The following is a 19,880-nucleotide window of genomic DNA, read 5'->3' on the forward strand; positions in this document are numbered from 1 at the left end:
CTCCAGCGTCGAGCGTGCCTGTTCATGAATGGCTGGCGGGTTGCTCACAGGGTGACCTCTTCGGCCTTGCGTGCCAGACGTTCAAGCCGGTCAATGGTTTGAGCCGCGTTGTCGACCTGATCCTTGAGCACATTGATCCGGCGTTGAATCTCATCGACGAAGGAGTTGGAGATGGTGGAAGGTGCGTTGCGTTCAACATCGTTGATGAACGAACTGATCTTGCTTTTGACCTTGCTACCCAACGAGCCGATGAAGTCATCGGCGGCATCCTTGAAACGTTCGGCCTCGTAGCCCTTGAGCGTGCCGTTGCTTTTCAGGGAGTCAGGCAACGGAATGCCCAAATCAAAGTCATCGTCAGGAATCGATTGAATGATCGAAAGAATCGCGAGCTTGATCATTTGCGCATTGGCATCCTGTTCAAGCACCTCACGGATCTTGGGCGTGAGGGTCCGGGCCAGCTCTTCGTTCAACCCGCGATGAGAGCTCTCCACCTTGGCGCCCAGCTCATCCTGGATGTCGTTCATGAACTCGTTGATGGTGGAGATGACCTGGCTACTGATGATCTTGGCGCGGACGACCGTTTTCTCGGTAGTGCCGCCGCCCCAAAGCTTGCGGGCAAACCAGCTGCCAACCCCAGGGTTGTCGACGACAATGGTTTCACTGAAAGAGCCTTCCGCGTCTTTGACAGAGGACTGCGTCTCGCGAAGCAATTGCGCAGCTGTCTTGCGCATGTCGTCACGCAACTTCTGGCGGTAGTCGGCCATGGTGTATTTGAAGCTGACATCCAGTTCCAGCGAGAGATCCAGTCGTTTCGATTCCAGCGAAGCCAGTTGTTCGTCCAGCTGATCGACGTTGGCGTTCTTGATCTGGATGACCTGGTTGCGTGCCAGGGTGATGATCAGCGCCTTGAATGCCTCAAGGTTCTTTTGTTTGCGAACCATCAGGTTGGCGATTTTTTCCCGTGTGATCTCCGTTTTCTTCTCGCGCACCTGGGCAAGCATGGCGTTGATCGCGTCAATGTTTGCCAAGCTGTCCAGGCTGCTCAACGACAGTGCCTGGTTGTCACGAGTGAAGTAATCCGGGTAATCGGTGGACAGGTTGTCCCAGGTCACCTGCTCGTTCGAGTCCCAGGTTTCGGGCGTTTCGAAGCGGCGGTTGAGGCTGTGGCACAAGCCGGAGCTATGCAGCAGGTTACGGTGTACTGATCCGATCAGGTTGTCGAACACCGAGCCCACTTCCGGGCTGCTCATCTTGAGGTCTGCAAGGGTGCTCTGTGCCCGTGCCGACAGCTGGGCACGGATGGCTTCCACGGCATCGCTCAAGCGCGCGCGTTTTTCGCTGCCGTACAGTTGTGTGTCGATCTGGCTGGCCACCAGTACCAGTTCCTGAATGCCTTCCTTCTGGGTAATACGCCCCATCACCTCAAGGTCTTGCTCATTGAGGAACTGGCCAGCCGGGCTGACGATGAACACTACGTCGCAGGTTTTCAGCAATTCGACCGTGCGCTCTTCGCGCGACTGGACCGGATCGTTCATGCCGGGGGTATCGATGATGCAGATATCGCGCAGTGCCTCCAGCGGCATGGCGACATGAACCGTCTTGGTGAACGGCATGTATGTACCGTCGGCACCGACATAGTTATGCAAAAGCGCCGCCAGCTCTTTCGGGTTACCTGCCTGAATCTCGCTGTGCAGGTGCAGGGTGGCTGCATCGAGCTCTGACTTCTTCATGCGCTGGAACTGGTCGTATGCCGCGAACAAGCCTTCTTCGCGTTGCAGTTCGCTCAAGGCTTTTTTATCGGCCATGCTCGTCAGCTGCGCCATATCGAGGGGCGCGCCATTGGCCTGGGCGTTTCGACGCTTCACCAGTTCTTCCAGACATTCACGCTTGCGCGTGGCCAGGCGTTGCTCGAACTGGTCCGATTTGAAGCGGATCGCGGCGATGTCCGTTTCGCTGTAGAACTCAACCTTGGCCTGGAACACTTCGCCCCAGGTAATGGTGGTCAGTGCAGCGGTCATGGGCGTTGCGGCCTTGGGCAGGATCGGCTCGCCATTAAAAATCAGCGCATTGAGCAGCGATGACTTTCCGGCTTTCACACGGCCAACGATACCGATGTTCATCAGCCGGTTCTGGTCCTGCAGCGTCTGGCACGCTTGCGCGAGCTGTTGCGGTTGGTCGATGCCGTTCAGCCGCTTGAACTGCTCGATTTCGCGCTCAAACAGGTCCTGGTTGCTTGCTGCCAGCGTGTGCAGGCTTTCGCTAAAAGCGACGAGTGATTGGTAATCCATTAGGTCGTTCGCCTTACTTGTAGAGGTGTTCGTTTGCAGCGGCTTTTACTGCGGTGGCAAGGTTTTCCAGCACAGCGGTCTTCTCGCTGATCTGCGCTTCAAGCTGCAGGCTTTCCTGTGCAATTGAGTCGATAACGTGCTTTTGCTTGGTGATCTGCTCTTCGAAACCGTCGCTGATTTTCTTCAGCATGGCGTTGAGCTGCTCGTCGATGATTGCCGGAATTTTCCCGCGCAGTTCCGCCTTGATGTTGGGGAACACTTCGCCGGTCAGCTTCTGGCGAAACTTCTCGCGCTCGTTACCGCCACCGTTAAACATCTTGAGAATTTCGGGCAAGAAGATGATCACCAGCTCTACCAGCGGATTGACTACGGTGGTGGTGACAGCGAGCACGGTAGAGAGGCTGCGGTAGAGCATGACGCCGCTGTTTTTGTCTTTCTCGGCACGATTGCTCAGGCGTGTCGACCAGTCGCTGAGCATTTCCGTGGTGCGCTCCAGCGAGAATTTGACCTTGTTGGAAAGCTCCTCGCTCCAGTTGCCGCTAATGTCCAGCACGGACATCTGGCTGCTGGTGGCACTGAGGTTGCTGGCAATTCGGTCGACCATGTTGGTGGAGATGTCCTGCACTTCAGATTTGATCGTGCTGGACAGGCTGCTGCGGATGATGTCGGAGAGTGCATTCGACAGGGCACTCGGGTTCTTACTGCTACCCAAGGTGACCAGCTCGTCGAGGGAGTCGTTGAGGGAGTTGTCTAGGCCGCGGAGGCTACGGTCGAGCATTTTTCCCGAGTAGCGATCCTTCAGGTCCGACTCGACGTCCTTGCGCTGCTCCAGCAGCTTGGCCAGGGCCTGTTCGAGTGCGCGTGCGGTTTGCTCGCTCTCGGCCTTGTCCTTTTTCAGCATGCTCAACGCCAGGTTGATCTGCGCCAGCACTTCGAAGTTCTGGTCTTTGAGAATGTCGATGAACAGACGCGAGAACAACGTGTCGGGCTGCAATGCGGTCAGTGCATTTTTCAGTTCCTCACCACCACGGTTGCCGATAGTGATGCTGCGGTAGTGCTCGCCGAAATACACCCCGAGCTGGTCGTCAATGTAGGCCTGCACGTCTTCAACCTGGTCGGCGGCGCGCAGGTTGCATTTGCTCAGCAGGAAGGTGAAATCGGTGTTGTAGGTTTTTAGCTCGTCGAGTTTGCGCAGCATCGACTGCGTAATGTTGCCGTCCTCGATGCTGGTCAGCACCACGAAGTGCACACCGCGCGGCAGGTAGTAAGCAATGGCCTTATTGTGGTTTTCCAGCGATGAGCCGAATCCCGGCATGTCGACCAGCACCAGGGGCGCAATGGCTTTCAACGCCTCGCTGTCGAGGTACAGGCGCAAGTGTGAAAACTCGCTGGAACGACGATTGATGGTACTCAGCGCTTCAACAGGCAGACGTTCCTGCACACCGTCGGGTTTGATTGCCAGCAGATAGGGGTCAGATGAATAACGCAGTTCTGTCGCCAGTTCAGTTTCCGGCGCAATTCCAACTGGCAAAATGTCCTGGCCCATCAGCGCGTTCAACAGCGAGCTCTTACCGGCGCTGAAGGCCCCGATTACAGGCACCACAAGCTCGGTCTCCATCACTTTTGGAAGCAATGACTGATCGAATGAAAACGCTTGGTCATTGAGCAGCACCTGCATTTTCTTCAAGTAAGTGGCGAACTCTTTCTGGCTTTCGAGCATGGTGATATTCCTTTAAGTGTTGATGGTCTGCGCGAAGACATGGCATAGGGTGCACAGAGGCTTATGCGCTGGGATATTCAAGTAATCGCTGGTCTTTCCTCGTCGTGCGAGACGGGGCCCGGCCCGAGAAGGTTACAACCGCAGTTGCCGCATTCGGGTCGCGTTCAGGGCGGTTCACGAGGTCAGTGCGTCACTGCTTGGCTCGTGGTCTTGTTACAGAAGCATTGAGTGCAATGGAAGGGGAGGGCAAAGGCATGCACACGTCCTTGTCTGTAGGGTGTTGATCGCGCATGCCCAATAACTGATGGCATATCGCTTCCCGGATGAGATTGCGTTGGGTGAAACCAATAGATCGGCGTAATCTGTTCTGCCTGTATGATGGCACTTTGATTCGGCATGGTAAACTGTCAACAAAACGCCCATATCCCGGGGGTTTTCTTCAGATGCAACGCGCATTTTCAAAGCCTTGCGCGGAGGCGCATGATTGAAATATTTACCTGTATGTTTAACCAGTATTTAGACGCTGCAGGTGTAACTGCAAGCGGTAGGGATAGAACGAAAGCCGGCCAAGCTATTTTCTCGCCAATAAGCATTTGGCGAAGGCTTCATTTTTAGTGGTGGCGTATTGGCATTATGCTGGTCGCGTTTTTTGGTGATGGACCTCGCTTGGTTATCCAGCGAACTGGCAGGAGCAGCAATGAATGGTGTGGGTTATTGGTATCGTCGTCGCGTTGATCGGCTTTGCGATGATGTCTCGTCCTTTCAAGATTGGTTTCGCCCTCTATTTGGCCTTTCTGGTTTACTACGTCTACCTGTATGGCGGTAAAGGGGATCTGGCAGAGGCGTCCACCGCACTTTCACTCGTGTCCGGGGCGGTAGGCCTTTTGGCCCTCGGGGCAGTGCTGGGTGGTATACGGTCGAGTGCGGGCAGTGAGTCGGAGTACATAGCCAAACGTAAGCGAGTCTGGATTTTTCTGCTGAAGTTTGGTGGCGCATACGTTGTGTTTACCCAGCTGCTGACTGTGGCATTGTTTTTGGGCGGAGGGGGCGGTTCTTGGGAAGACTGGACAGCAGCAGGGTTCATGGTGAAATTACTGCCCTACAAGTGGGTTGGGTATTTGCTGATGTTGGCGGGGTACTACTGCTTGAAAGGCAAATCCAAAACGCCCCGGCCCCTACGCACTTGATGCCTTTTTATCTCTTTCAGAACTATCAAGCTTTACCACAACTGCTGGACGTGCGCTGCCACTGTCGTCGATGAACAGCGGCTTGAACTGCTTGCTTGGCATATAGCCCTTGAGTTGCTTGTCATATGTCAAGTTTTTGTGCGCATGTTCGGTGATGTAGGTATTGATGTCTTTGGACGCCTGCTGCCGACTAATGCCAAAGCTCTGTATCAAGTGTCCCGTGGTCAGCCGGCCCTCCCGCCAGGCTACGGTTTCAATCAGGCGATAGCGAAGAGCTAGGTCCCAGCGAACCTGTTCGATGGATTGCTTGCGCTTCATACCCTCCCCATATGCTCGAATTCTTTACCTGTATAAGTCTACACTCTAGACGTGTCACTTTGAGCTACATATCGTGTTGCTGTCTTCGGAATTATCAGGGTTTTGAAGGGGGGGCGAACATGGCTGCGTGGGATGGGCTTTCTATAGGCGCATTGCTGTTGATGGGGGCAATCTTGCTAGTGCTTGTACTCCAGTGCCTGGGGCTACGCGAGCTCTGGAAAATGGCTCTCGACTTCAAAAGGTATGTGCGTTGGGCTCGCATTTGGGAGATGGAAAATCGGGAGCTGCGTTCAGCACTGCGGGCTGAGAAAGCGCACATTGAGCAGTTGCAAAGGAAACTGGTGATTCTGCGGGAGTTGATTCCGACAGAGGGTTAAGGGGAGGGCCTGGGCAGCTTTGGGCGTGTCAGCCCGATGGATGGTGCTGCCACTGATGCGTTAGGTGTTCCAGTGGATTTCTTTAGTGCTCCTTAACAGGCTTGACCCAAATAAATCAGTCTTAACCCTAGCAAGTCAGCTAGAATCCTCGACTCTTAGTCGATATGGATCTGGAAATGACAGATCGGTGGTTGAGTGTCGAGGAAATCGGCGAGCACTTGGGCGTGAGTAAGGACACTGTTTATGCATGGATTGCAAAGCGACACATGCCTGCGCACAAGGTGGGGCGGCTCTGGAAATTCCAGAAAGCTGAGGTCGATTCGTGGGTTAAAGCTGGTGGGGCTAATGATTATGCGACCTTGGGGTCAGCATGAGTGCCGAACGTTACCGCCTGTCATTTACCACGGGAGGTCTATTTCTGCAGGAGGCCCCGTTGGTTGCCGAGCGTTACTTGTCACTGCGCGACTGGTCGAAGACCCGTACAGAGGTACGTAATGGCAACCTCCTGCAGGCGCGTACAGCGAGCGCTGCTAAGCGCATTAGCATCGAGTTGTTCGGGCGACTTGTACTGCTTGATGTCGAAGAGCTGGAAGCTCTGGTCGAAGGTAACCGGCGTGAGCGCAGTTACCTGCTCTGGTCGGCGGTTTGTCGCCGTTATGGGTTCATCCGTGATTTCGCCATTGAGGTACTGCGCGAGTACTACATCAACCGACGTCACCAGATCATGACTGCTGACTACGAGGCTTTCTACAACGCTAAGGCACTTTGGCATGAGGAGCTGGACGAGATTGCAATTTCTACCCAAAAGCGTCTGCGCCATGGTGTATTTCAGATGCTGCGCGAGGCTGATCTGCTTTCCGAACAAGGTCAGATCCAATCTGTGCTGCTTAGCCCGTATCTAGCCCGGCTGATAGCCAAGCATGGGCGTGAGCATCTGTTGGTTTTTCCTGCCACGGATAGCGAAATTCAGAGGTGGCTTCAATGAGCCGGAAAATCAGCCAGCAGCCGCTGGCAGCACGCTTCGAGCATCTGCTGGGCGTTATCAGCAGCCAGCGATTTCTAGAGATGAGAGGGCTAAATAACGATCTGCCCTTTTACATCTGCGAGTTCAAAGCTACTGAAGCGGTGGAGATGGAGCGAGTGCGTCGACAGCTGGTAACGCGGTTGGGGAACATGAGCATCTCCTGTCTCGAGGGCAGAGGCATCCAGGTTCTGGAAATTAACCTGTATGACTTGTCCATTGAGCTGCTCAAAGCCCGGGAGGGCAGCAGCGAGGAGGGCAGCCTCTGGGATGACCTTCTCACCATTGAGCAGGAGGCAGAGAAAGAGCAGCTGTTGGAAACTCTGCAGAACGTTTTGGGCATCGAGGAGTATCTGATCCCCGCTATTGGTGAGCGGCTGGCTGCTGCTGAGTACGACGTTTTATTCCTCTCTGGGATTGGTGAAGTGTTCCCCTATATCCGGTCACACAACGTGCTGAACAACCTGCAAAGCACTGCTAAGTCCAAGCCCACTGTTATGTTCTTCCCCGGCGAGTACCGTTACTCGCTGGAGCAGGGGGCTTCGCTGGAGCTGTTTGGCTTGCTGCACGACGACAAGTACTACCGCGCATTCAACATTTTCGAGACTCAAGCCTGAGGAAGCAGTAGATGGAACTCAACGGCATTTTCCTGAACCCCGTCAGCCGTCCTATCGAAGGGGTGATTAAGGCTGATGATGAAGCCAGCCTGTACAACGAGCTGAGCGAGTATGTGCTGACAGACGAGGTCGCCAAGCGTCTGGAGCAGTTCCTTGATGCTTACATCGACTATCACGGTGCCAACGGCGTGTGGGTCTCTGGTTTCTTCGGGTCGGGTAAATCGCACCTGTTAAAGATGCTGGCGCTTTTGTTGGAAAACCGACGCATCGATGGCTCTTCTGCCCTGGATATCTTCCTGCCCAAGATCCACGAGGATGATGCACTGTTGCGCAGCATGCTCAAGCAGGCCGTTGCCATCCCCTCGAAGAGCATCCTGTTCAACATCGACCAGAAGGCCGACATCATCAGCAAGACGCAGATCGATGCCTTGCTGTCAGTCTTCGTCAAGGTCTTCAACGAGATGTGCGGCTACTTCGGCAAGCAGGGCTACATTGCCCAGTTCGAACGTGATCTCGACAGTCGCGAGCAGTTCGATGCCTTCAAGGACGCCTACCAGATCATTGCTAAAAAGCCCTGGGAGCGTGGTCGCGAGCAGGCCCTGTTGGAGTCCGGCAACATTGCCAAGGCCTATGCGCAGATCAACGGTGAAGATCCGACTCTGGCCAAGGGAATCCTCGACAAATACCGCACCCAGTACAGCGTCTCCATCGAGGATTTTGGCAACCAGGTCAAAGCCTGGCTAGACAAGCAGCCAGCAAATTTCCGCCTGAATTTCTTCGTCGATGAGGTAGGCCAGTACATCGCCGAAAACACCAAGCTGATGACCAACCTGCAGACAGTTGCCGAAAGTCTGGCGACTAAATGCCAGGGGAGGGCTTGGATCATCGTCACCGCCCAGGAGGATATGAACTCTGTGCTCGGTGACATGAGCAAGCAGCAGAGTAACGACTTCACCAAGATCCAGGCTCGTTTTTCCAATCGTCTCAAGCTCACCAGCGCTGACGTGGCCGAGGTGATCCAGAAGCGTCTGCTGACTAAGAACGATAGCGGTGCAGGCCTGCTGAAAACCGTCTATGACCAGCAGTTCAACAACTTCAAAACCCTGTTCGAGTTCGCCGATGGGGGCCAGCATTACCAGAACTTCCGGGATCTGGAGCATTTCACCTACTGCTATCCGTTTGTGCCGTACCAGTTCCCGCTGTTCCAGTCGGCCATCCGTGGCATTTCTCTGCACAACGGTTTCGAAGGGAAGGCCAACTCGGTGGGCGAGCGCTCCATGCTCGGTGTGTTCCGCGAGGTGGCCATCTCCATTGATAACGAGCCGGTTGGGCAGTTGGCCACCTTTGATCGAATGTTTGAAGGCATTCGTGGCGCGCTGAAAAGTGCGATCCAGAGTGCGATCAACACTGCTGAGCATCACCTGGGTGATGAGTATGCTGTTCGTGTCCTCAAGGCTCTGTTCCTGGTCAAGTACGTCAAGGAGTTCAAAGCCACTCTTCGCAACCTCAGTGTTTTGATGCTAGAGCGTTTCGGCGAGGACGTACCAGCCCAGCGCGAGAGGCTGGAAGCTGCGCTCAACCTGCTTGAACAGCAGACCTACATCCAGCGTAACGGCGATCTGTACGAGTACCTTACAGACGAAGAGAAGGATATTGAGGAGGAGATCAAGAACACCGAGGTGGAGTCTGCGGATATCCTCAAAGAGCTAGAGGCTCTGCTGTTTGATGGCGCGATCAAGCAGCGCAAGATTCGCTACGAGAACGGCCAGGACTACTCCTACACCCGCAAGATGGATGATCGGGTGCTCAGTCGGGAGCATGAGGTCACCATCCATGTCGTAACACCGCTCAGCGACAACTTCGACAATCTCACCGTGCAGCGCATGCAAAGCATGGGGCGGGATGAGCTGCGTGTCGTGTTGCCTGCCGATGCGCGTTTCATGCAAGACCTGACCATGTACAAGCGCACGGAGACGTACATTCGTCAGAACAGCAGCACTCCACAAGAGGCTGTCAAACGAATCCTTGACTCTAAGAGCTTCCAGAATACCGAGCGCCTTGCAGATATCCAAGAGCGTGCCAAGCACCTGTTGGCAGGTGCTCAGCTGATCATCAATGCTGCTGATATTGAAGCCCCCAGTACTGATGGTCAGACACGAATTCTGAAAGGCTTCTATCAGCTTATCGAAATCACCTATCCGAACCTGCGTATGTTGCGGGATGTGCCATTCAGCGAGGCTGATATTGGTAAGTACCTGCGCCAGGGGCAGGACGGACTACTTGGTAACGATGCGACCAATCTGAGTGAGCCCGAACAGGAACTATTGGCTTTTATTCAGACCAACGCCCGCAGTGGTGTTCGCACCACGGTTAAAAGTTTGCTCGATCGCTTCGAACGTAAGAGCTACGGTTGGTACTACGCCGCAATTCTCTGCAACCTCGCCCTGCTTTGTGCGCGAGGAAAGGTCGAGGTGCGTCAAGACAGCAATCCCTTGGAAGGGGATCTGCTGGAGCGCAGCCTGCGCAATACTAATGCCCACACCACCCTAGTGCTGGAGCCGCAAATCGAGTTCACCGCGTCCCAGGTACGGGCACTAAAGGATTTCTTTGCGGACTTTATTGGCGAGCCTGCCAGCAGCAATGAGGCTCGCGCTCTGGCGCGTGAAACCATAGACGCCATCAAGGAACTGGAGATCGACCTGGCTGAGTTGCACGGTCAGAAGGTTCAGTATCCCTTCCTCAGCGCCTTGGACGGTGTGCTGGCAACTCTCAAGGAAATAGCCGCCAAGAATCCAGCCTGGTTCCTGACGGATCTCGCTCGCGCAGAAGATGCGCTGCTAGAGGCCAAGGAGCAGATCATCGACCCTGTGCAGCGCTTTATGAAAAGCCCGCAGAAAGAGATCTACGATCAGGCCCGTCTGCTGGTGCAGGAGCAGCAAGAGAATTTTGCTTACGTCGGCTCGGCGGAAGTTGACGCTATTCGAGCGGTGCTCGCAGATGCAAAGCCCTGGCAAGGCAATCGCCTTCAACAAGCTCGACAGCAGCTTGAGGCGCTTCAGCTTGCCATCGCCAATCAACTGGCCAGCGAGCAAAAAGCCAGTGAGCAGTTGCTCGATGATCTGGAGCAGCGCCTGCAGGGCGCAGAGGGATACGGGGCTCTCGACGCTGCGCAGAAACAGCAGCTCTCAGCCCCCTTTGCGCAGACTAAGCAGCAGTTGAAAGGGCAGAAGCTCATTGCGGTCATTCGTGACCAGCGCAATCGATTCGAGGACGAACAATATCCTCAGTTGTTGCTCAAGCTGGATCAGTTTGCGCGTCCAAAACCGGCTCCTGCTAAGCAAGCCTCGCCATATACGCAGCCCGAGGATACTGAAACGCTTGGCGCTGATAGGCCTGAACAGCCAATGCTGAAAGTGGCAGAGCCACTCATCGTGCAGTCTCGTCATATCAAGGTTGGCTACCCAAAGCCCTGGCTGACCAGCGAAACAGAGCTGGACGATTATCTTCAGAAGCAGCGGGAAGCCTGGCTGAAGGAAATCCAAGCCGGCAACCGAGTGCAGATTTGACACTGAATAAATACAACTGGCCCGCTCGATGCGAGGCTAAGTCTAGGGCCGTTCGGTTGAATGGCTGAGTGGGGATTGATGGATACCAGCAAACTCAAGAAATTTGCCCAATACGCGCGTCGCATCTTGCTTGATCAGGTGAGCGGTAAGTTGGATGTGGTACTGGCACCACAAAGTGCTGCACGCCGTGAGCGAGCCCAGGTAGTGGCTGCCCTGGAAAAACTGATCAGCATCTCCGGTCGCGAGCATGTGGAAGAGCGTGTTGCCTACACCTGGTTTAACCGCTTCTGTGCCTTGCGCTTCATGGACGTCAACCGCTACACCCGCATCGGCGTGGTGTCGCCGGCTGAGGGGCAGTTCCAGCCCGAGATCCTGGCTGAAGCCAAGATGGGGCACATCGACGAAGAGATGGTATCGGCTCAGGTTCGTCAGAGGATCCTGGATCTTCTCGCGGGTCGCGCACCGAGTAACGACTCGCAAGGTGAGGCCTATCGCCTACTGGTAGTTGCCGTGTGCAATGCCTGGCACCAGTCCATGCCCTTCCTGTTTGAGCGAATCGACGATTACACCGAGCTGCTAATGCCCGATGATTTGCTTTCGGGCAATTCCATCCTCGCCTACACTCGCGAGGCCATGACGCCCGACGCCTGCGAGGATGTCGAGGTGGTCGGCTGGCTCTACCAGTTCTACATCTCCGAGAAGAAAGATGCGGTGTTCGAGGGGTTGAAGAGGAATCAGAAGATCACCCCAGAGAACATCCCGGCCGCTACTCAGCTGTTCACCCCGCACTGGATTGTGCGCTACCTGGTAGACAACTCTCTGGGCCGACTCTGGCTACTCAACCGGCCCAACTCACGGCTGGCAGAGCAAATGGAGTACTACATCCCGCCAGAGAAGCCAGAGAGTGATTTCCTCAAGATCACCGGTCCGGAGGGCATTAAAGTCTGCGACCCGGCGTGCGGCTCCGGCCACATGCTCTCCTACGCCTTCGACCTGCTTTATGCGATGTATGAGGAGGATGGCTTTGACCCGGCTGAAATCCCGGAGAAGATTCTCACCCACAACCTCTTCGGTATCGAGCTGGATGAGCGTGCTGGTGAGTTGGCCGCTTTCGCACTCACCATGAAGGCTCGTGCCCTCCAGCGGCGCTTCTTCAATAAAGGCGTCGAACCCAACATCTGCGTGCTGGAAAAGGTGAGCTTTAGTCGCGAAGAGCTGGACGAGTACATTGGTTTTGTCGGCCGTGACTTGTTCACCTACGGCCTGCGCGAAACGCTGGAGCAGTTCAGCGAAGCCGACAACTTCGGTTCGCTGATTGTGCCCAAGGTCCCCAACGTGGCCGATGTGCTGGCCACGCTGGAGAGCAAGGACATGAGCAGCAACCTGTTCCTGGCTGAGACGCACAAAAAAGTCCTGATTGTTCTGCGCATGGCTGACGCGTTGAGTCCGCGTTACGCAGTGGTCGTGGCCAACCCACCTTATATGGGCGGTAAGGGCATGAATCCACGCTTAAGTACTTGGGCCAAACAGAATTTCCCCAGCAGCAAATCCGATTTGTTTGCGATGTTCATCGAACGCAATCTGGATCTAGCAGTGAAGGGCGGAGCTGTCGCCATGATCACCATGCAGAGCTGGATGTTCCTTTCCTCATTCGAATCCCTGCGAGGTCGTATCCTAAATCAGCACACCATCCTATCCATGGCGCACTTGGGGGCACGGGCCTTCGATAGCATCGGTGGTGAGGTTGTTTCGACCACGGCCTTTGTGCTGGAAAACGCTCACAAGCCCGATTACCGGGGCGCCTATGTGCGCCTGGTGGATGGAAATTCGGAAGCAGAAAAGATGGAAATGTTGGCCACTGCCATCGCTCAAGGACGGGTTGCATGATCACCAACCTGAAGCTCAAGAACTTTACTGCATTCACCGATCTGGCGATCGACTTCTCACCGGGTATCAACATCATCATCGGCGAAAATGGCACGGGTAAAACCCAGTTGCTCAAGGCTATTCTTGCGCTGTGCGGTCCAGAGGTCCGCACTGAGCAGCCCGGTGAGCAGCTAGCCAGCAAACTCTGCCGCCTTTACCAACCCCTTAGTGGGAAAGTCGGCGAGCTACGCCGCAGAGGTACGAGTGGGGAAGCCGTGTTGAAAGCAGCGTTTTCACAGGGGCAAGAACTCATAGTGCGTTTCAACGGGAGTGCCACTACCGTCAAGATTCCCAAGGTGCTAGGCCCTGCTATTGCTCCGGCTACGTTCCTCCCTACAAAGGAAGTGCTTTCCCTTGTGCGTGGTCTTACCGCCGAACAACCCGACTTAGCGACCATCGAACGAATTTTCGACGATGGCTATCTGGATCTGGCAAGTCAGCTCAAAAAAGAGGGTATTGAGGATCTGCGCAGTAAGGTGCAGCTCAACCCTCGTTTTGCTACCATCGTCCCGCGATTGGCTAACTTGATAGGCGGACAATATCTCCTAGAGAAGGGGCGCTTTGTCTTTCAACCAGGGCGTTACCAAGAGAAAAAAGCATCTACGCGCACCAGCGAAGCCAAGAATGCTCTGATGTATCAAGACAGTACCGAATGGAGCTTCATCCCGGCTAGCAAGAGGCGTCTCTCCAGCACTATGACAGCTGAAGGTTTCCGCAAGATCGGCGTGCTGCAGCGGTTGCTCAGCAACGGCAGTCTAAACCCGGGAACGGCCGGCCCGCTGTTATGGGACGAGCCTGAATCCAACCTCAACCCCAAATTGATGAAGGATCTTGTACAGGCACTGCTGGAGATCGCCCGCAACGGGCAGCAAGTGATTCTCGCCACCCATGACTACGTATTGCTCAAATGGTTCGATTTGCTGATGGACAAAGGCAAGGGAGATCAGGTGAGGTTCTTTAGCCTCTACCGCGATGCCTCTAATCTCGAAGTCATGTCCACGAAAACAGATGACTATCTGGCTATCAATCCGAATCCCATAGACGACGCTTTTGGCTACCTGATCAACCAGGAAATCGAGAACGACATGGGAGGCTTGGGCAAGTGAAGGTTGTGATTGCCGATGGCTTTGAGTTTCGTTTCGCTGATGCGATAGACGCCTACGTATTTGACGAAAAGGACAGCTCCAAGCCTACTTTTCACGGCGCGCCGATGAAGGGGGTCGATATCGTAGCCGAGTTCGAGGACGCCTATGTCTACGTCGAACTGAAAGACTACGACGATCCGTCAGGCTACGACGTGGCAAGAGCAGCTAACGATGATGAGCGTGAGGCGCGTCAGGATAGCTTCAAGTGGCTCAAGAACTATCTGAAGTACAAATTCAGAGACTCTCATCTCTATCGTCTTGCTGAGGGCAAAGTCGATAAACCTGTTCACTTTATCTGCGTCTTGACCTTCGATAATGCACTGAATGGCAGGATGCTGAAGGAGCTGAAGCGGGAGCTGCCTGTCGGAAAAAAACCAAGGCGCTGGATCCATGCATTGGCTACGAGCTGTCAAGTTGTAAATCTCGAAAAATGGAACGAGGTTTTCCCGAAATGGCCTGCGACCCGTATCGCGCCAGCGGAAAACGCCTAGAGCAAAGGAAGAGGACACCATGACCGTCAATACGCTCAAGACTCGAGATGATCACATGCTGCTGCAGTTCGCTGCAGACGGCGACACGTTCAAGCTGCAGGCAGGTTCAGAGGCTTCCTGGTTGAGCGGTGAAACCTTCGGCCACAAGGAGCTGCGCAGCCGTATCGAGCCTTGGCTGACGTCATTGTTCCAGTCGGAGCACCTTTCGCTGCTGGCCGGCTCGGGCCTAACCCATGCTGTGCATTACCTGGCCGCCGGAAAAGGCGCTGCCGGTATGGGCGCCTTGACACTGAGTAACCACCAGGCCGAAATCGATCATGCAGCAGAGAAAGCGGCGGAAGCGGCTGGGCGCAGGAAAGGCAATCTGGAAGACCAACTGCGTATTGCCAACGAGTTGCTGCGTGGCTTGGAGATTCTGCAGAAGGACAGCGAGGTCGAGGCTCTGCGTGCGGAGCTTCAGAACGGCATGCAGGACTTCGCAAAGTCGATTCTGGGCAGCGAAGCGGGAATTGCCACTGCAGAAGAGGGCAGGCGCGAGCAGGCCTTCAATACCCTGGTCACCTTCCTGATGAGCTTTGCCAGCCGCACCGGGGTGCGCGACCGTCTGAACATCTTCACCACCAACTATGACCGGCTGATCGAAGCTGGGGCGGAGCTGGCTGGATTACATCTGCTGGATCGGTTCTTGGGAAACCTCATGCCGATCTTCCGTTCCTCGCGGCTGGATCTGGACATGCATTACAACCCGCCAGGCATTCGCGGCGAGCCGCGTTATCTGGAGGGTGTGGCGCGCTATACCAAGCTGCATGGTTCGGTGGATTGGGTGCAAACGGGCAAGGACATCCGACGTATCGGTCTGCCATTTGGGGCTGTGAGTGTAGAACCCTATTTGCAGGCGCCGGGCCTGGGCGGGGCCACCGCTCATCAGCTGATGATCTACCCCAACGCGGCCAAAGACAGGGAGACTGCCGACTACCCGTACGTGGAGCTGTTCCGTGATTTGGCGGCAGCTGTGTGCAGGCCGAACAGCACGTTGGTGACCTATGGCTACAGCTTTGGCGACGAGCATATCAACCGTGTGATTCGCGACATGCTTGCAATTCCCTCGACGCATCTGGTCGTGATCTCGTATGACGACCCACTTGGTCGCATCATGCAGACCTATGAGGAGATGGGCCGGCCATCGCAGATCAGCCTGCTGATCGGCCCCGCAGTGGCTGATCTGACCACATTGACCGAGAATTACCTGCCTAAGGCCGCCATCGACAAGACCACCTTCCGCATGAGCGAATTGCTCAAGCAGCGTTGGGGGGCAGTTCAAATACCTGCGGAGCGTTCTGTCGCTGAAGTCAGCATCATGGGTGTGGGTGATCTGATATGAGCCTGTCCCCACTGGCTTATGCCGACTCCCTGCGCATCGGCACCATCGACTTTGTCTCTCCCGACGAAATCAAGGTGCTGATCGACATCGAGGCCCCCGACGGTGTGGCGCTCAATACGGGGACGCCACGCCCTTTCCCACGCATCAACGGTTATGTGCTGCTCCCCAGTGAAGAAGGGTATCTGGTCGCCCAAGTTGAGTGGATCACCATCGAGCGCTCGCAATACCCCAAGCGCAAAGGCATGCAGGACTTTGGCCTGGTGGATTTGCCTTATCCCCTACGCAAGATGAGCCTGAACCCGTTAGGGGTGCTGACCTATGAAAGCAAGGACAGCAAGGGCAGTGAAGCCTATCGCTTCCGGCGCGGCGTCGAAAGCTATCCCACCGTTGGCGATGTGGTACTGCTGCCCACTCAAAATCAACTGAAGGCCATCGTCGAGTCTGGCGAGAACCGCCATGTGCTGATCGGTACCAGCCCGCTGGCCGCCAACGCCAAGGTCAAAATCGACCCGGATCGTCTGTTTGGCCGCCATTTGGCGGTGCTGGGCAACACCGGTAGCGGCAAGTCCTGCTCGGTCGCGGGGTTGATCCGCTGGTCCATGGACGAAGCCCGCAAAGCTCGAGGCGGCGATCCTAATGCCCGCTTTATCGTGCTCGACCCCAACGGCGAATACGCCAACACCTTCCGTGACATGAGCAAGGTGCGGGTGTATGCCGTCGAGCCTAGCGAGGGGGTGGAGCAACTGCAAATACCCCTGTGGTTCTGGAACAGCACCGAATGGAGTGTGTTCACCCAGGCAAGCGCCAAGGCCCAACGACCGACCTTGGTACAGGCGCTGAGATCCGTCCGTGACGGCGTATTCACCGCAACTGTCACGCCCAGCCATGAAATGCGTCGTTATTTGCGCACCCTGGTCAGCATCCTGCAGTTGGAGCGCAATGCCGGCAGCCCGTGGGCGAGATTTCCTCATCCCAAGAACTTTCTGGAGAAGCTAAAGAAGTGGCAGGAAGGACTGAGTGATCAGGACACCTTCCAGGACGACGAAAAGACGGTGCTCGGTACGGTCAGGGACAAGTTCACGGCTTTGATCAATGCTCGCGGCGGTCAATATCCAACCTATGATTTCACACGCGGAGAGATTGACGAGCTTCTTTCGTTGATCCAGATGGCGCACGCCACCTTCGGCGGTAGCGACACTGACATCCTGCCAATCGATGCCGATGTGCCGCGCTCATTCACTGGCGATCAGCTGCTCAGAAGCGTCGAAGCTACGGCGGAACTGCTCGGGGTTTCTGAATACGTCGAGACCATGCAGATGCGCATCCGCACCCTGTTGTCGGACAGTCGCATGAAGGTCGTCTCAGGCGATGCCAAGGATCTGAGTCTGGATGATTGGTTGCGAAACTATATCGGCGATGACCAAGCGTCCAATGGCACCGTCACTGTCATCGATCTCTCCCTGGTGCCTGCCGAAGTCGTACACATCGTCACGGCAGTGATCGCCCGCATGAAGCTGGAGGCACTGCAGCGCTACCGCAAGCTGCACCACGGCAAGACCCTGCCCACCGTGCTGGTGATGGAAGAGGCACACACTTTCATCAAGCGCTACAAGGACGACGCGGAAAACCAAAACTCGGCCGCCATTTGCTGCCAGGTGTTCGAGAAGATCGCCCGCGAAGGGCGCAAGTTCGGGCTGGGACTGGTGCTGTCCTCACAGCGTCCAAGCGAGCTATCGCCGACTGTACTGTCCCAGTGCAATAGCTATCTATTGCACCGCATCAGCAACGACCGTGACCAGGAACTGGTACACAAACTGGTGCCCGACAATCTGCGTGGCCTGCTGCGCGATTTGCCCTCGCTACCCTCACGCCACGCTATTTTGCTCGGCTGGGCGTCGGAGCTGCCGGTCCTCGTTCAGATGAACGCGTTGCCCGAGCAACACCGGCCGAAATCGGACGACCCTGATTTCTGGGCGGTGTGGTCAGGCCAGGACAGCGACGGTCAGGCGGTTGAGCGCAGCGTAGATTGGAAAGCGATTGCAGATGACTGGCAGCAGATCGGTGCGTCAGTACAAGAACAGGATTCGGAGAGTAGCGATGAGTAACAACCAAGTCAGCAAGGTCGAACAAGGTGCAGAGAAGTTTTTTTTTCGCGCCTCGTCAGAGAGTTTTTCGAAAGTGCCTGGTGCACCAATAGCCTACTGGACAACAGACCCTTTTCGAGCGACTTACAATTCAAGTGAGTTGCTTGGGTCTGCGGTTCGTATTTGTGCTGGATTGCAGACGGGTGATAACAACAGGTTTCTTAGGTTCTGGCATGAGACGGCGCTTGAAAAGCAGAATCTAGCCAATGGGTCGCGAGACTCGGGAAAGTGGTTTCCTTACAACAAAGGGGGAGAGCTGAGGAAGTGGTATGGAAATCGCGACTACGTTGTTAATTGGGAGTCGGAGGGGAAGGAAATATACGAGTTTCGCCCCCGCTCAGTATTGAGGAATCCTGATTTTTATTTTTTGGAAGGAATTACGTGGTCAGATATTACGACTAGGTCATTTGCTGCCCGTTACACTCCCTCTGGTTGTTTGTTCGATGTTAAAGGGTCTTCCGCATTTCCTTCGGCGGATAAATTGGGGCTAGTGCTTGCGCTGATGAACTCTTGCTTGACTAACAAGTATATGCATGTGCTCAACCCGACAGTTACGTTTCAAGTTGGTGATATCTCTCGTATTCCATTGAGGTATGTGGCATCAGTGGATGGGAAGGTCAAGAAGTTAATAGAGTTCGCGAAGAATGACTGGGATTCCTACGAGACCTCTTGGGACTTCACCAGCCTCCCGTTGCTGCACCACGACCACCGACAGCCCACACTCAAGGCCAGCTACCAAAGCCTCCGCACTCACTGGCTTGAGATGACGTTGGAGATGAAGAGCTTGGAAGAAGAGAACAACCGTATCTTCATTGACGCCTATGGCCTGCATGATGAGCTTGATGAGAAGGTTGATATCAGTGAAATCACGCTCACCTGCAATCCGCACTATCGCTACGGCGGCGACAAGAGCGTGGAGGAGCTTGAAGCCCAGCTGCTGGCCGACACAATGCGAGAGCTGGTGTCTTACGGCGTGGGCTGCATGTTCGGCCGCTACAGTCTCGACAAGCCGGGGCTGATCCTGGCCAACCAGGGTGAAACCCTGATGGACTATTTGGCCAAGGTGCCGCAGCCCAGCTTTCCGGCCGAAGACGACACCGTCATCCCGCTGCTAGATGGTGACTGGTTCCCAGACGACATCACCCTACGTTTTCGTCAGTTCCTGCGCGTGGCATTTGGCGATGTGTCCTACGAGGACAACTTGGCTTTCATCGAGCAAGCGCTCAATGTCAAGGGCAAGCGCAACTACAGCCTGCGCGACTACTTCTTGGGTGAGTTCTATGCAGATCATGTGAAACGCTACAAGAAACGCCCCATCTACTGGCTGTTTAGCAGCCCGAAGGGGACGTTCAGCGCACTGGTTTATTTGCACCGTTACCGCCCGGACACTGTCAGTGTGGTGCTCAACTATCTGCGTGATTTTCGCAAAAAGCTCACCTCGCGTCTGGATTATCTGCAGCAGGTGGCCATCAGCACTTCCGTCAGCCAAAGCGAAAAGACCAAGGCCAACAAGGAAGCTGAGATCATCAAAAAACAGCTCATTGAGCTGGACGACTACGAGCGCGATACGCTCTATCCGTTGGCGACCGAACAGGTCGAACTGTATCTAGACGATGGAGTTAAGTTCAACTACCTCAAGCTGGGCGGAGCCCTAAAGAAGATCGTCGGGTTAGACGCCAAGGCTGAGGATTGATCCGCT

General features: G+C 55.2%; 14 protein-coding genes and 1 pseudogene. 12 read left to right on the top strand and 3 right to left on the bottom strand.

What is annotated here, in order from left to right; all coding sequences use genetic code 11:
* Nucleotides 1-44 precede the first annotated feature (44 nt).
* Nucleotides 45-2,288 carry a dynamin family protein gene (locus tag ACW9IN_RS10045; RefSeq protein WP_220698810.1) on the bottom strand — a complete coding sequence of 748 codons (2,244 nt, stop codon included), beginning with the start codon at nucleotides 2,286-2,288 and terminating at the stop codon, nucleotides 45-47.
* A 13-nt stretch (nucleotides 2,289-2,301) separates the two neighbouring features.
* A complete protein-coding gene (locus ACW9IN_RS10050; RefSeq protein ID WP_457365743.1) occupies nucleotides 2,302-4,008 on the bottom strand; it encodes a dynamin family protein in 1,707 nt (568 codons plus the stop codon).
* Nucleotides 4,009-4,709: 701 nt separating this feature from the next.
* Here ACW9IN_RS10050 and ACW9IN_RS10055 point away from each other — a divergent pair.
* Entirely contained in the window at nucleotides 4,710-5,195 is a 486-nt protein-coding gene (locus tag ACW9IN_RS10055; RefSeq protein ID WP_196706081.1) for a hypothetical protein, read from the top strand.
* A 51-nt stretch (nucleotides 5,196-5,246) separates the two neighbouring features.
* Here the strand turns inward: ACW9IN_RS10055 and ACW9IN_RS10060 are convergent.
* A pseudogene (locus tag ACW9IN_RS10060) lies at nucleotides 5,247-5,513 on the bottom strand (WYL domain-containing protein); the annotation flags it as partial.
* A gap of 119 nt (nucleotides 5,514-5,632) precedes the next feature.
* Between ACW9IN_RS10060 and ACW9IN_RS10065 the strand changes: the two are divergent.
* The 11 genes from ACW9IN_RS10065 (at nucleotide 5,633) to pglX (ACW9IN_RS10115) (ending at nucleotide 19,874) form a co-directional block, all read left to right on the top strand.
* Entirely contained in the window at nucleotides 5,633-5,890 is a 258-nt protein-coding gene (locus tag ACW9IN_RS10065; RefSeq protein WP_265535085.1) for a hypothetical protein, read from the top strand.
* 176 nt (nucleotides 5,891-6,066) lie between these two features.
* Nucleotides 6,067-6,264 (top strand): helix-turn-helix domain-containing protein, encoded by a 198-nt coding sequence (locus tag ACW9IN_RS10070; RefSeq protein WP_196706082.1) that lies wholly within the window; start codon nucleotides 6,067-6,069, stop codon nucleotides 6,262-6,264.
* The gene (locus ACW9IN_RS10075; protein ID WP_265535084.1) at nucleotides 6,261-6,875 is read left to right on the top strand and encodes a DUF1819 family protein; all 615 of its coding nucleotides are present in this window, start codon (nucleotides 6,261-6,263) and stop codon (nucleotides 6,873-6,875) included. Before ACW9IN_RS10070 ends, ACW9IN_RS10075 begins: the two co-directional genes overlap by 4 nt.
* Nucleotides 6,872-7,528 carry a DUF1788 domain-containing protein gene (locus tag ACW9IN_RS10080; RefSeq protein ID WP_265535083.1) on the top strand — a complete coding sequence of 219 codons (657 nt, stop codon included), beginning with the start codon at nucleotides 6,872-6,874 and terminating at the stop codon, nucleotides 7,526-7,528. The genes ACW9IN_RS10075 and ACW9IN_RS10080 overlap by 4 nt, the downstream gene beginning before the upstream one ends.
* An 11-nt stretch (nucleotides 7,529-7,539) precedes the next feature.
* Nucleotides 7,540-11,094: a BREX system P-loop protein BrxC gene (brxC, locus tag ACW9IN_RS10085; protein ID WP_265535081.1), complete on the top strand. Its 3,555-nt coding sequence runs from the start codon at nucleotides 7,540-7,542 to the stop codon at nucleotides 11,092-11,094.
* A gap of 78 nt (nucleotides 11,095-11,172) precedes the next feature.
* Nucleotides 11,173-12,981 (top strand): BREX-1 system adenine-specific DNA-methyltransferase PglX, encoded by a 1,809-nt coding sequence (pglX, locus tag ACW9IN_RS10090; protein ID WP_265535080.1) that lies wholly within the window; start codon nucleotides 11,173-11,175, stop codon nucleotides 12,979-12,981.
* Nucleotides 12,978-14,126, top strand: coding sequence for an AAA family ATPase (locus tag ACW9IN_RS10095; protein ID WP_196706087.1), 1,149 nt, complete (start codon nucleotides 12,978-12,980; stop codon nucleotides 14,124-14,126). The genes pglX (ACW9IN_RS10090) and ACW9IN_RS10095 overlap by 4 nt, the downstream gene beginning before the upstream one ends.
* Nucleotides 14,123-14,656 (top strand): hypothetical protein, encoded by a 534-nt coding sequence (locus tag ACW9IN_RS10100; RefSeq protein ID WP_196706088.1) that lies wholly within the window; start codon nucleotides 14,123-14,125, stop codon nucleotides 14,654-14,656. Before ACW9IN_RS10095 ends, ACW9IN_RS10100 begins: the two co-directional genes overlap by 4 nt.
* Nucleotides 14,657-14,675: 19 nt before the next feature.
* Complete coding sequence (locus ACW9IN_RS10105; protein WP_265535079.1) at nucleotides 14,676-16,037, top strand: SIR2 family protein; 1,362 nt, start codon at nucleotides 14,676-14,678, stop codon at nucleotides 16,035-16,037.
* Complete coding sequence (locus tag ACW9IN_RS10110) at nucleotides 16,034-18,142, top strand: ATP-binding protein (protein ID WP_196706090.1); 2,109 nt, start codon at nucleotides 16,034-16,036, stop codon at nucleotides 18,140-18,142. The genes ACW9IN_RS10105 and ACW9IN_RS10110 overlap by 4 nt, the downstream gene beginning before the upstream one ends.
* On the top strand, nucleotides 18,135-19,874 hold the full coding sequence (pglX, locus tag ACW9IN_RS10115; RefSeq protein ID WP_265535078.1) for a BREX-1 system adenine-specific DNA-methyltransferase PglX: 1,740 nt from the start codon (nucleotides 18,135-18,137) through the stop codon (nucleotides 19,872-19,874). The genes ACW9IN_RS10110 and pglX (ACW9IN_RS10115) overlap by 8 nt, the downstream gene beginning before the upstream one ends.
* The last annotated feature ends 6 nt before the right edge of the window (nucleotides 19,875-19,880 follow it).

It is taken from the genome of Pseudomonas sp. SDO5271_S396 (assembly GCF_054071795.1).